11 protein-coding genes are annotated in these 13,618 nt (G+C 42.6%); 8 read left to right on the forward strand and 3 right to left on the reverse strand.

Annotated features, from left to right (window positions below):
- The first annotated feature begins 133 nt into the window (after positions 1–133).
- From FD716_RS08070 to FD716_RS08080, 3 genes are all read left to right on the forward strand, one after another.
- Positions 134–595 (forward strand): nucleotide triphosphate diphosphatase NUDT15, encoded by a 462-nt coding sequence (locus FD716_RS08070; RefSeq protein WP_139851821.1) that lies wholly within the window; start codon positions 134–136, stop codon positions 593–595.
- 201 nt (positions 596–796) lie between these two features.
- Positions 797–3,736: an insulinase family protein gene (locus tag FD716_RS08075; protein ID WP_139851822.1), complete on the forward strand. Its 2,940-nt coding sequence runs from the start codon at positions 797–799 to the stop codon at positions 3,734–3,736.
- A gap of 33 nt (positions 3,737–3,769) precedes the next feature.
- Positions 3,770–4,924 carry a phospholipase A gene (locus FD716_RS08080; RefSeq protein ID WP_139851823.1) on the forward strand — a complete coding sequence of 385 codons (1,155 nt, stop codon included), beginning with the start codon at positions 3,770–3,772 and terminating at the stop codon, positions 4,922–4,924.
- A gap of 86 nt (positions 4,925–5,010) precedes the next feature.
- On the opposite strand, the gene FD716_RS08085 is transcribed toward FD716_RS08080, so the two are convergent.
- On the reverse strand, positions 5,011–6,348 hold the full coding sequence (locus tag FD716_RS08085) for a TrkH family potassium uptake protein (protein WP_139851824.1): 1,338 nt from the start codon (positions 6,346–6,348) through the stop codon (positions 5,011–5,013).
- Positions 6,335–7,009, reverse strand: coding sequence for a potassium channel family protein (locus FD716_RS08090; protein WP_139851825.1), 675 nt, complete (start codon positions 7,007–7,009; stop codon positions 6,335–6,337). The genes FD716_RS08085 and FD716_RS08090 overlap by 14 nt, the downstream gene beginning before the upstream one ends.
- Positions 7,010–7,172: 163 nt before the next feature.
- Here FD716_RS08090 and FD716_RS08095 point away from each other — a divergent pair, with 163 nt between their 5' ends.
- The gene (locus FD716_RS08095; protein ID WP_139851826.1) at positions 7,173–7,718 is read left to right on the forward strand and encodes a hypothetical protein; all 546 of its coding nucleotides are present in this window, start codon (positions 7,173–7,175) and stop codon (positions 7,716–7,718) included.
- 130 nt (positions 7,719–7,848) lie between these two features.
- On the opposite strand, the gene ilvA is transcribed toward FD716_RS08095, so the two are convergent.
- Positions 7,849–9,387, reverse strand: a complete 1,539-nt coding sequence (gene ilvA, locus FD716_RS08100) for a threonine ammonia-lyase, biosynthetic (RefSeq protein ID WP_139851827.1) — start codon at positions 9,385–9,387, stop codon at positions 7,849–7,851.
- A gap of 116 nt (positions 9,388–9,503) precedes the next feature.
- On the opposite strand from ilvA, the gene rpiA reads away from it, so the two are divergent.
- From rpiA to FD716_RS08120, 4 genes are all read left to right on the forward strand, one after another.
- Positions 9,504–10,175: a ribose-5-phosphate isomerase RpiA gene (rpiA, locus tag FD716_RS08105; RefSeq protein ID WP_139851828.1), complete on the forward strand. Its 672-nt coding sequence runs from the start codon at positions 9,504–9,506 to the stop codon at positions 10,173–10,175.
- 32 nt (positions 10,176–10,207) lie between these two features.
- The gene (locus FD716_RS08110) at positions 10,208–10,891 is read left to right on the forward strand and encodes a M48 family metallopeptidase (RefSeq protein WP_139851829.1); all 684 of its coding nucleotides are present in this window, start codon (positions 10,208–10,210) and stop codon (positions 10,889–10,891) included.
- Positions 10,892–11,309: 418 nt separating this feature from the next.
- Complete coding sequence (argC, locus tag FD716_RS08115) at positions 11,310–12,419, forward strand: N-acetyl-gamma-glutamyl-phosphate reductase (protein WP_171477007.1); 1,110 nt, start codon at positions 11,310–11,312, stop codon at positions 12,417–12,419.
- Between the two features lie 453 nt (positions 12,420–12,872).
- Positions 12,873–13,607, forward strand: a complete 735-nt coding sequence (locus FD716_RS08120) for a DUF6776 family protein (RefSeq protein ID WP_139853641.1) — start codon at positions 12,873–12,875, stop codon at positions 13,605–13,607.
- The last annotated feature ends 11 nt before the right edge of the window (positions 13,608–13,618 follow it).

The following is a 13,618-nucleotide window of genomic DNA, read 5'->3' on the forward strand; positions in this document are numbered from 1 at the left end:
TAAAACCTGAAGTTTACACCAATGCTCAGTTTTGCTGTAGTTGAATGAATAAATTTCAGCTTAGTTGTTAAGGTATTGTTTAAAAATCAGTCATCTGAAGTGAAGCCGCCATGTGTATAGCAGGATATCAATAATGAGTAACAAGCAAATCCCGATTTTGGGTGTGGGTATTATGCTGATCAATCCTGAAGGTCAAGTTTTATTGGGCAAACGCATTAAAAGTGATGAAACGATGACGTGGTGTTTTCCGGGTGGGAAAATGGATTTGGGCGAGACCTATGCTCAAGCTGCCGTGCGTGAACTGCATGAGGAAACTGATTTACGGATTGATATCGCTCGGATGCAGGCATTTTGTGTAATGACCAATACTGCTGCACCACGCTGTAATACCACTATGGGCATGACACTGGAAATTCAGACTGAGGAAATACAGCAGATTAAAGTGACTGAACCACATATTTTTGAAGTATGGCAATGGTTTGAGCGCGATCAATTGCCAGCACCGTTATTTCCAGAAACAGAAGTGATGCTTAAGCTTTGGAATGGGCAAGTGTTATCGGCAGCATGGTCAGCTTATCGCTTGAAGGCGGTTTAAAACAGTTGTCGAATTCTTCCAAAATAAGAATAGGGTTAAAACACAGATTTGGCGCTATTTTATTGGGAAAAGTGGGATCACCCTTGTAAACACGCTATAAATAGTTGAACAAGATTTGAATCCCGAGTAATTGAGGGTGAATTGTCTAGCAAACTATAGTTATAATGCGGAAGACTTTATAAGCCCAAATTAGGAGATAACATGACTGTAGATGTTACTGGAACCATTACTCAAACTATTCATCCTGCGTTTCAGTTGATACGTCAACACCATGTTGAAGCTTTAGACATTTTAGTTTCCGAATATCGTCATAAAGTGACCGGTGCAGCACATTATCACTTGGCATCAGATCAAGATGAAAATGTATTTTTAGTGGCGTTTAGAACCCAACCGATGGACTCTAAAGGCGCAGCACATATTCTTGAACATACAGCACTCTGTGGTTCTGAAAAATTCCCAGTGCGTGACCCTTTCTTCTTAATGATTCGTCGTTCATTAAATACTTTTATGAATGCCTTTACCGCTGCGGATTGGACGGCTTATCCATTTGCAACGCAGAATAAAAAAGATTTTCAAAACCTACTCGAAGTGTATTTAGATGCAGCTTTTGCAGCCAACTTAAATCCACTGGATTTTGCTCAAGAAGGCATTCGTGTTGAACTCGAAGATGGGCAACCTGTTTATAAAGGTGTGGTGTTTAATGAAATGAAAGGGGCGATGAGCGCACCTTCAGATCAGCTTTATCATCAATTGGCACATCATTTATTCCCAAAAACCACCTACCATTACAACTCAGGTGGTGATCCTAAAGATATTCCAGATCTCAGTTATGATGAGTTACTGGCATTTTATGCCTCGCATTATCATCCAAGTAATGCGATTTTCATGACCTTTGGCAATCAATCGGCCTATGATTTACAAGAACAATTTGAAAGCTTGGCACTGAATAAGTTTGCCAAAGGTGAAACGCTATTCTCAGTGGCTGAACAGCGTTTGGCTGCACCAGTTACAGTCTCTGAAACCTATGCAGTCGATGCAGAAGATTTAAAAGACAAAACTTATCATATGTTGTCTTGGTTATTGCCAAAATCAAGTGATATTAAATTACGTCTTGGCATGCGCTTGGTGGAGGGGATTTTACTTGAGGACTCGGCTTCACCGCTGCGTCATTATTTAGAAACCTGTGATTATGCACAATCGACTGGCCCAATTATGGGGGTCGATGACTCGAATTATGAAATGACTTTCTTCTGTGGTGTACAAGGTTCAAACCCTGAACATGCACAACAGTTTAAAGATGGCGTATTAAATATTTTACAGCAAGTGGCTGAAAAACCTGTCGATACGGCGATGGTCGATGCAATCTTACATCAGATTGAATTGCATCAACGTGAAATCGGTGGCGATGGCACGCCATATGGTTTAAGCCTAATTTTAAATGGTCTGAGCAGTGCAATTCATCACAGCGATCCTGTTGATGTGTGGGATGTAGATGCTGCGATTGAACAAGTTAAACTCGAATTAAAAGATCCAATGTGGTTATCTAACTTGATTCAAACCCATTTATTAGACAACCCACACCGCGTGCAAATGACCTTGGTACCAGATGCCAACAAGTCCGCAGCTGAGGCAGCAGATGAACAAGCGCGTTTGCAAAAGCTAGGCGAATCTTTAACAGCAGCGGATAAAGCTGAAATTGTTGAGCAAACCGAAGCGTTAAAACAGCGTCAAGAAAGTGTCGATGATTTGAATTTACTGCCAAAAGTTGGCCTCGAAGACATTCCCGCTGAGCTTGCGATTGCTCAAGGGCAATTGCGTGAAATTATCTGCAATAGCATGGATCGACCACTTCACTTATATCATGCCGGCACCAACGGTATTTATTACCAACAAGTTTTGATCAAACTGCCAGATGAAGTCGTACAGTCCCCATATTTCAACTTACTCTCGATTTTGATGGGTGAAGTGGGTGCGGGTGAGTACGACTACCTCGAATTGCAACAGCTGCAAACTGCCGTGAGTGGTGGTTTGGGCATGGGTGCATCACTGCGCAGTGAAATTAATGACAAAGGTCAAATCAGTGCTTGGCTCACCCTGACCACCAAATCATTGACAGCTAAACTCGATACCATTGAGTTGTTAAAACTGGCGTTTGAACAACTACGTTTTGATGAAAAAGATCGCATTATCGAGTTGTTGCAACAGCGTAAAACCCGTTGGGCTTCGCGCGTTTCGGGTGCGGGTCATAGTTATGCAATGCAGGTTGCTTCACGTCAGATGAGTGCCTTGGCGCGCCGTGACTATCACAATACTGGGCTTGGTGCTTTAAATTGGTTAAGTGATTTGGTTGAGAAAATTGAAACCGATGCGCAGGCTTACGCTGCATTAATTCAAGAATTACAAGCCATTCATGCACAGTTAATGGCTGTGCCAAAGCAGTTTCTCTTGGTCTGTGAAGAACATCATTCAGAACGCTTGATCGAAGAAATTCAAAAGGTGTGGGATAAATCACCACGTATTGCAACTGTTGCAGCACTAACTCAAGTTGAACAACCGAATGATAATCTCGACCAAGCTTGGTTGATTCAATCCAATGTACAGTTCTGTGCATCCGCCTATGCAGCAGTTGATGTATCACATCCAGATGCTGCACCGCTGATGGTCTTGGCCGGTTATCTACGTAATGGCTTCTTACACAGTGCGATTCGTGAGAAAGGTGGGGCTTATGGTGGTGGCGCAAGCTATGACGGCAATGCGTGTTCATTCCGTTTCTATAGCTACCGTGATCCGCGTCTAGCAGAGACGTTCCAAGACTTTGAAGCAAGTTTGGCGTGGTTGATGAATACTGAACAATTGCCGCATCAACTTGAAGAGGCGATTTTAGGTTTGGTCTCTGGCATGGATAAGCCAGGATCACCAGCAGGAGAGTCGATTAGTGCATGTTATGCCTTGTTACATGGTCGTACGCCAGCATTTAGAAAAGTTTTGCGTGAGCGTCTACTGCATGTTAGTTTAGAGGACATCAAACGGGTTGCAACTCAATATTTAATTGAGCAAAAACCTGTACGTGCAGTGGTTGCACCGATCACTAAAAAGGATGTCTTGGTGCAGTTGGGCTTTGATATCAAGCAAGTTAAATAAAATAAACCAAATAAAAAAAGGTTGGAGAATATGATGCGGTTCAAATCATTTGAACGCACAACTTTACAGCTGAGTATTGTATCAATACTCAGCTTGGGGATGTCGTCCTTGCTGTGGGCTGATGATTCAGCCTTAATTCAACCGAGCAGTGCTCAGGCCTGCACAGCTTTAGAATCTAATGCTGAACGTTTAACTTGTTATGATACTTGGTTTAAAGTGCCAAATGATCAGCGAGTATCTTTTGTTACAGAGCGTCAAGCAGCCAAAGAAATTTCCGTACCGAAGACTGAGCCTGTAGATATAAAGGCTCAGATTGGAGAAAAGTTCGATTCACTTTTTTCTTTGGAAGGACCTGAATTTGATGCCAATAGTTCTTTACTCGATAAGCGTTGGGAACTTTCTGAAAACAGTAAATTAGGTACTTGGAATATTCGTGCACATCAACCGGTATATTTGTTGCCGGTATTTTGGACCAGCAGTAAAAACCCATTACCGCACAGTCCCAATCCAGATAACACTGTTCCAGCAGATCAAAAACAAATCCTAGATTCAACGGAAGCCAAATTCCAAATTTCACTCAAAACCAAAGCTTTGGATGATATTTTTGGAAAGAATGGCGATCTTTGGTTTGGTTATACCCAGTCTTCACGTTGGCAAGTCTACAATGCTGAAGATTCTCGACCATTTAGAGAAACCAATTACGAACCAGAAGCCAGTTTGATTTTCCGTACCAATTATGAATTACTCGGCTTAAATGGTCGTTTACTTGGGCTGACATTCAATCATCAATCCAATGGCCGTGCTGATCCGTTGTCACGTAGCTGGAATCGCGTGATGCTCAATGTGGGATTGGAAAAAGACAATTTTGTATTGATGCTACGTCCGTGGTATCGCATGCCAGAAAAAGCCAAAGATGACAATAATCCAGATATTGAAGACTATATGGGACGTGGTGACTTAACCGCATTTTATCGTTGGAAAGAACATGATTTTTCGATGATGCTGCGTCACTCCCTGCGTGGTGGTGATCGCTCGCATGGTGCTGCACAATTTGTTTGGTCATTCCCAATTAAAGGCAAATTACGTGGTAATTTCCAACTCTTTGATGGTTATGGCGAAAGCATGATTGATTATAATCACCGTGCAACCTATGCCGGTGTCGGTATTTCATTGATGGACTGGTACTAAGTTCGGCTCGATTTAGTAAAATAAAAGCCGCAATATGATTGATTTACAATCATGTTGCGGCTTTTTCATTTATAAAGCGCTCAAGCTTAACCCACCTGAATTTCAGTACTTGGGTGTCTGAGTCGGCTCTTTTTCGGTGTGGCAATCAGATAGGCCAAGGTCAGTGGGCCTAAGCGTCCAGTAAACATGAGAATCATCAATACCAATAAGCTGGCAGGCTGTAGATCTTCGGTGACTCCACGCGATAAACCGACGGTACAGGCTGCAGAAAAGGTCTCAAACAATAAGTCGAGAAAGGGCTTGTCGGGCTCTAAAATGAGCAGTGAAAAGAAACCTAGAAAGATGGTAATGCAACTAATCGAGACCACAGCAAGCGCTTTAAAGCGGGTCTGTTGTGGAATTGAATAGTTAAACACGGTCAGTTCTTCAGAGCGCCTTAAAAAGTTAATCGCACTCAATAATACAACGATGAAGGTACCGATCTTAATCCCACCAGCGGTACTCAGCGAGCCACCACCGATAAACATCAGAAACATGGTCACCAAGGTGGAGGCATTACTTAAGCTGGCAACATCTAAGCTATTAAAGCCAGATGAGCGTGGTACGGTGGCATGAAACCAAGAGTTAATCGCTTGGTCCCCAATCGACATTGGACCCAAGGTGAGTGGGTTGCTGGCTTCGATGCTCCAGATTGCAATGAAGGCGAACAGATTCAAGCCTGCAATGGTACAGAGCACCAATTTACTGTTGGGTGAAAGCTTTTTCCAACTCTTTTTACGTTTGATATCCATCAATACCAAAAAGCCCATACCACCAAAAATATACAGCATACTGATGGTCAGTGTGACCATGTATTGGCCTGAGAAACTCATTAAACTGTTGGGGAATAGCGAAAACCCGCCATTATTAAATGCTGAGATACTATAAAACGCAGCATAGAACAGGGCATGTGGGAAATCGTAATATTGCATCCATGCAATGGTCAAAATAGTGGTGCCAACCGCTTCAAAAAACAAGGAATACAGTAAGACCGCTTTGACGGTAAATGAGACTTTGTATAAGCTCGTCTGACCGATGGTTTCTTGCGCCATAACTTGATGTTTGAGACCGATTTTGGAGGATAAACTCATGACTGCCAGCAGTGCGAAAGTCATAAAACCAAGTCCGCCACATTGCAGCAACATCATCACCACGATCTTACCAAAAGGGGTGTAGGCTTGACCGATATTCACCACCGATAATCCAGTAATGGTGACCGCTGAGGTTGCGGTAAACATCGCCTCAATCCAACTGAGATCGCCGTGATGTGAGTACGGTAATTTCAACAGCAACGTGCCCACGATAATAAAACTTAAAAAACCCAGCGCAAGTAAGCTCGGTGGGCTTAGATTGACGTGTCTACGACTTTTATTAAATGGCAGCATAATTTTTTATGAATCGAGTAGAAAGGCGTCTGAGCACGTCTACCGCACCTTCAACGATTAAAATATCTTTGTCTTGCAGAATGGTGCCAGGTGGAATGTCATATAACACATGTGAGCCGCGTTGTAGCAGTAAAGTTTGAAAATCAGTTTCTTCACTGCGTTGCATCAGGTCGCCAAATTGAGCACCGCGCAAATTCGCCCCAATTTCAATTTTGACGATATAGCGATTATTGTTAATCGCCATATAACGACGCACCATGGGGTAGCTGAGCGACTGTGCAACCCGCGTCCCCATGTCTTCTTCAGGATGAATGATTTTCTGTATGCCTAAGTGTGACAGAATCATATGATGTGCTTTGGATTTGGCCTTGGCTAAGATTCGCTTGGCCCCCATATTTTTAAGATGCAGCACACATAAAATACTGGCTTCAATATCTTCACCAATGGCAACCACTACCGCATCGCAATTTTGAATATTGAGTTCTTGTAACACATGTTCATCTGAAGCGTCAGCAATCACGGCATGCGTGAGTTGATCGGCAATGTTTTCAACATTCTTTTTTATACTGTCGATGCCAATGACATCGTGATTAAGATGAACCAGTTCTAATGCAACTGTGGCACCAAAACTCCCCAAACCGATGACAGCAAACTGAGCCATTAAAAATCCTTACAATTCGATGATGTGCTAAAGCATTTTTACAAATGTATTTTGCACTATCATACGGATTGGCGCGGCAAAGGTCATGTAAAATTTTGGTGGTGTAGACAAAATATAATGGCAATGCCTAGCGCACCGCATCATTGGTTCACGGAGAGAAGCAATGGGTATTCAGTCGATTTATAAATTACTGCAACAATGGTTTCCAGAGCTGGCTTATCGAGATTTACCAAGTAAGGAGCAACGTACGCAATATGAGACCTTTAGGCAATGGTTGTATGTGACAGTCGAGCCGCATACCTTTCGTTCTTATCTTATGCCAATGCATAGTCAGCAATATTTGCAAAATGGCTTAAATCACTGCGCGGTATTGCAAGATCTAGCGGTGGATATTGGAATGACGCAACAGCAAATTTCAGTCCGTTGTCAGCCGATTTTTGCGCATTATGAAAAGTATAAAAAAGTGATTGGTTCGCATTGTGATTTATATAGCCAAATCAATGACATTGTGATTGAAGAGATTTTTATACTGCTTAAGCGCTTGAATTTTGCGATGTTGCTTATTTATGGGGGGCAAAACTGTTGGTTGGCTGTACCGAATGATGAGGTACAAATTGATCAATTTTGTCGGCTGTTTAATCAACACTTTAAAGATCAAAATCAAAATATCGAGCATTATCAGCTCAGACATTGGTCTTGGAGTACTTAAGGAGCAGGCGTTTGAATATTAATGTTATATATCAAGAAAATAAAAAGAGCGCATTGCGCTCTTTTTACATCAAATGGAAGTCGGCTTTCAGTAAGAGGCTGGCCTCTTGACCCAACACTTGGAAAGTGACTTATTTTAAGAAGCGCAAATAACCCAAGTTATCTGAGATCTCTTCATATGGATAAGTAATATTTTCAAGTGTTTCAATTAAACCATCTGGGTTTTGCTGTGCATCTGTCGCTTCTAAAGCAACCAAAACCCGCCCTTCAGCAGCACCGTGATTACGATAGTGGAACAGAGTGATGTTGTGGGTTGGTCCTAAACGTTCTAGGAAGGTTAACAGTGCGCCTGGGCGTTCTGGGAACTCCACCCGGAATAGGCGTTCATTTTCAACATTTGCGTGTCCACCAACCAAATAACGAATGTGCAATTTAGCCACTTCATCATCGGAGAGATCTGCAACATCATATTTGCTTTGCAACATGTTGTAGATCTCAAGGCGTTCCGTTTCACCCGCTTTCAAGCTAATCCCAACAAAGACCTGTGCTAGGTTTGATGCCGAAGCACGGTAGTTGAATTCAGTGATATTACGACCTTGTAGGCTACGGCAGAAATCCAGGAAGGCACCTTTGCTTTCAGGAATGGTGACTGCAAAAATGGCTTCACGTCGTTCGCCCAACTCAGTACGCTCAGCGATATAGCGTAAGCGGTCAAAGTTCATGTTGGCGCCACAAATGATCGAGACAATATTCTTGTCTTGCAGCTGATGTTGTTTGACGTATTTTTTAATACCAGCCAAAGCCATGGCACCAGAAGGTTCAACGATGCTGCGGTTTTCATCAAAGGTGTCTTTGATTGCGGCACAAATTTCATCGGTGTTGACCAAGATCACATCACGTTCAACGATCGGACCTGAATTGTCCGACTTTTGCAGCTGAATCACCTCAAATGGTTTTTCACCAATTTGCGCAACCGCTGTACCATCCGCAAATAAACCAACATGCGGCAGGATCACACGTTGATTGCTTTCAAAAGCGGCTTTTAGGCAAGCAGATTCATCATATTCAACTGGGATCACTTTGACATGCGGTGCCACATCACCTAAGTAGGCGGCAACACCTGCGATTAGACCACCACCGCCGACCGCCACAAAGACATAGTCGACATCACGCCATTGACGTAAAATTTCATTGCCAATCGTACCTTGTCCAGCCATGACTAATTCGTCATCGTAGGGTGGAATGAAGGTGAGACCTTCATCTGCGGCACGTTGGATTGCATATTTGTTGGCGGCATCAAAAGCGTCGCCATGTAAAACGACATCTCCACCTAAACGCTTAACCGCTTGAATTTTAATCTCTGGGGTGGTTACGGGCATCACAATAATCGCACGAATTCCAAGCTTTTGGCCTGAGAGTGCTACGCCTTGCGCATGATTGCCTGCTGAAGCGGTGATGACGCCACGTTCCAATTGAGATTTTGGGAGTTGACTAATGCGGTTATAGGCTCCACGAAGTTTAAAAGAAAAGACCGGTTGTAAGTCTTCACGCTTAAAACGAATGTTGTTATTTAGTCTTTCACTAATTCGTGGCGCTGCTTCGAGTGGGGTTTCGATTGCAACGTCATAGACGGTTGCCTGTAAAATTTGTCGAACCATACGAGACAGCATGTTAATTTTCCATCTAACAGTTTAAAATAGTCGGCTATTGTAACAAACCCTTGTAGATTTTGGCTTAATTTTATGCGGAATCTGCAAAAACTGAAGAAATTAAAAAGAGTAAAGTCATGAGCCTATATGCAACCCAAGATGAGAAAAAACAAGCTGCTGCAGAAGCTGCTTTAAAGCACCTACCAAATGGCGGCATCTTGGGAGTGGGAACCGGAAGTACCGTCAATTTCTTAATTGAGCTTTTACCGCAATTACAACTTGAAGCTGCGGTTGCCAGCTCAGAAGCAACTGCTGATCGTCTAAAAAAACTCGGTATTGAAGTGGTCGATATGAATCATGTCGGTGGTCTCGATGCCTATGTCGATGGCGCAGATGAAATTGATCGTCACTTGCATATGATCAAAGGGGGGGGCGCAGCATTGACTCGTGAAAAGATTGTGGCCTCTATTGCTCAAAAATTTGTTTGTATTGTCGATGATTCAAAATGGGTTGCTCAATTGGGTCACGATTTCCCGTTACCAGTAGAAGTCATTCCAATGGCACGTTCGGCAGTTGCACGTAAATTGGTCGCGCTTGGTGGTGATCCGGTTTACCGTGAAGGTGTGCGTACTGATAACGGCAATGTCATTTTAGATGTCTACAACTTAAACATTCTGAATGCACTAGAGCTTGAGCGTACCATCAACAATATTCCCGGTGTGGTCACCAATGGTATTTTTGCCATAAATAAAGCAGACATCGCAATTGTCGCGACCAGTCAAGGCATTGAAGAGCGCCGTGCGGTTTAAGCTATTGCAGCTTATTATTTTTCAGGGTGTCCATGACGCTTAACGATTTACCTGAGATTAAAATTGTTCGCCACGCTAGCGCTAAACACTTGCGCTTGCGTGTCGAGCCCAACGCGATTCGCTTAACCGTGCCGCCTTTTTGTAGCAACAAACAAATCCAAGCCTTTATTCAGCAGTCTACAACGTGGTTATTGGAGACTTGGCGCAAACAACAACAGAAAATCACAGCCCAACCAGATCTTTTGCCGACTGAACTTAAACTATTTAACCTTGAACAACCCATCACGATTCAACAGCAAAGCCAAAAAAAAGCATTTATTTATGATGTTGAACACTACACTTTAACACTCAGTGATCAAGTTGCTGAAGCTGCCTTAAAAGCCTTTTGCATGGCCTATGCCAAACAGCAATTACCGCTTTACCTTGAACAGCTCAGTCTTGAGATCGGTTTACAGTTTGCCAAATGTAACATCCGTCAGGCCAAAACCCGTTGGGGCAGTTGCAGTGGTCGACATGACATTATGTTGAATGCCGCATTGATTTTGTTTCCGATTGAACAGGTGCGCTATGTCTGCGTGCATGAGTTAGCACATACCAAGCATTTCGATCATAGTCCGCAGTTTTGGATGGAAGTACAACAGCACGATGCTGAGTTTAAGCAACATCGCAAATACTTGAAGTCTGGCCGGCTTCCGTATTGGTGGCATTTAAACTAATTCCGTTTGTACCAAAATGCATCTAGACGTCTTGCGATTACTTGCTTTAGTCATAATCATTTTTTGAGCGCGTAGATTTAAATGATATGGAATAAACTGGTCCTTGAACTCATTGTGTTCGGTTTAAACCATATTTACGGGCTGCTAAATAATGTTGTGTTGGTTAAAAGGTTTGGTTTTAGGCTGTGCTGTTCATTGCAGTAAGCCTTGAATGATCGCTTAAGCTGTTCAATGATCCAAATACGTCCATTCGCAGTTTCCAAAAAATGATCGGGATTAATCCACACCAGCGGCTGTTCCTGCTTCTCTCTTATCGAGAGATCCGTTAAATGCAAGGCTGCATTGAAGATTTTATACGCGCTACACGGTCTTATACAATTTAAATAATCAAGGCGAGTCGGCTAAAATAGCTTGGAAAATGCCAACTTCCTGTCATACTACTGCGTTATTCAATGCTTATATTTTTGAGGTTAGGATTGTGATTACAGTTGGAATTGTCGGTGGTACAGGTTATACAGGCGTTGAATTATTGCGTCTTTTGCTACGACATCCAAATGTGCAGGTTCAGGTCCTCACTTCTCGTACAGAAGCGGGCAAGCGCGTAGATGAGATGTTTTCAAGTTTACGTGGTCATACCGATTTGGCTTTTTCAGATTTAGAGATCAATGCACTGAAACAGTGTGATGTGGTGTTCTTTGCAACCCCACATGGCGTTGCAATGCATCATGCCGCAGAACTGACTGCGGCAGGTACGAAAGTGATCGATTTAGCCGCTGACTTTCGCTTACAAAATTTGGCGCAGTTTGAAAAATGGTATGGTCTTACCCATGCATGTCCAGAAATACTTCAAGCTTCAGTTTATGGTTTGTCTGAGTTAAACCGTGAAAAAATCAAACAAGCCAAGGTAGTGGGTAACCCGGGTTGTTATCCAACAACAGTACAGTTGGGTTTAGCGCCTTTATTAAAGTCCGCTGAAATACTCCTTAAACCAGAAAGTATTATTATTGATGCAAAATCTGGTGTATCAGGCGCAGGGCGTAAAGCCAGCTTGGGCATGATTTATTCAGAAAATGCAGACAACTTTAAAGCCTATGCTGTTTCAGGTCATCGTCATCATCCAGAAATTGTTGAAGCACTTGAAAATATTTCGGGTCTAAATGGGGTGTTCGATCATCTTATTTTTGTGCCGCATTTGGTGCCCATGATTCGAGGCATGCTCAGTACGATTTACGTTGACTTGACTGATGCAGCAGCTGAGTTAGATTTACAAGCACTGTATACACAATTTTATGCCAATGAGACATTTGTGGATGTGATGCCTGCCAATAGCTCACCTGAAACACGGAGTGTGCGTGGTGCGAATCAGTTACGTATTGCATTGCATCGTATTCAGCCTAAGAAACTGATTATTCTGGTTGCACAAGATAACTTGGTAAAAGGTGCTGCTGGACAGGCTGTACAAAACATGAATCTTATGTTTAATTTTGCTGAAGATGCAGGTTTACAGGGTATTGGACTCTTGCCATAAGCAGCCGTTTTAACTTCACAGACATTTTTCATTTTTGTTAAATGTCTGTTTTGACTTAATAAAATATCAGAGAATACAATGCAAGAGAAAGAAAGCAATATCGCGCCAAAGCAAGATAACGACACTGATATGGCGCCAAAGCAAGATGATGTAATGAATATTGTGCCGAAACGGGACAAAGAAATTGATATTGTGTTAAAGCAAGACAAAGAAATTGATATCGTGCCAAAACAAGACAAAGACTCGAATGTTGCACCACAGCAAGATAAAAAAACCAATACCTCGGCTGAGCCAGTAAAAGAATCCAATCCTACGATCCAACAAGATAATCAAGCCAAGACTGCTCCTCAGTCAGAAGTGGCGAATGTCGTCACACAGCAAGACCAACAACTCAATGCAATACCATCTACAGATAGTAATCATTCCGCAGCGCAGCATGACAAAGATCACGACATGAAGAAAGCAACATCAAAATCAACGCCACTTAAAAAAACCTTGATGCAGGGTAATAGACCGCTTTATGTTGCTGCAGTGGTACTCTCTGCGGGGAGTTTATTGTTGGGTTATACTGTGGGACATCGTCAGGGCTTAACCGTTGTAGGCTATGATGCCGATGCGGAGCAATTGGTTGAAGTTGTACAAAAACAAAAAAATACCTTAACTGCACTCAATAAAAGTTTAAATGTCGCCGTTCAAGAGCGTGACGTTGCTGTCAACAATTCAAATGAATTGTTTGACGCATTGAATAAGGTCAAATCAGAAAAAATTCAAGTTGATGGGATGAGCAGTATCTACCGTGAGATTTTAAGACAGCGCGGCGGGTTAAGCTTAACCGTGCAAAATATCGCAGTGAAACCATTGCCTGAAAATGCTTTTGAATATCAACTTGATTTGATTCAAGTAAGTCCGAACCAACAACGCGCAACTGGCAATGTGGAGTTAAGACTGATCAGTGGAACTGAAGTGTTGGTGATTCCGATGGAAAATAGAAGCTTTAGCTTCGCTGATTTTGAGCGTTTAACTGGACGTTGGACCATGCCTAAAGGCTTTAATCCGCAATATATTGAGGTTAGACTCAATGGCGCCACACCTGTTATTAAGCGTTTTAGCTGGCAGCGTGGTAAGTCTGTCGAAAACTTAGCAAGCTTTGCTGCGGAAGTTCCGCAAGCTGAAGCCAATGTGCAATAAATGATGAATTT

Origin of the sequence: Acinetobacter pullicarnis (assembly GCF_006352475.1) — a bacterium.
Classification (GTDB): Bacteria; Pseudomonadota; Gammaproteobacteria; order Pseudomonadales; family Moraxellaceae; genus Acinetobacter; species Acinetobacter pullicarnis.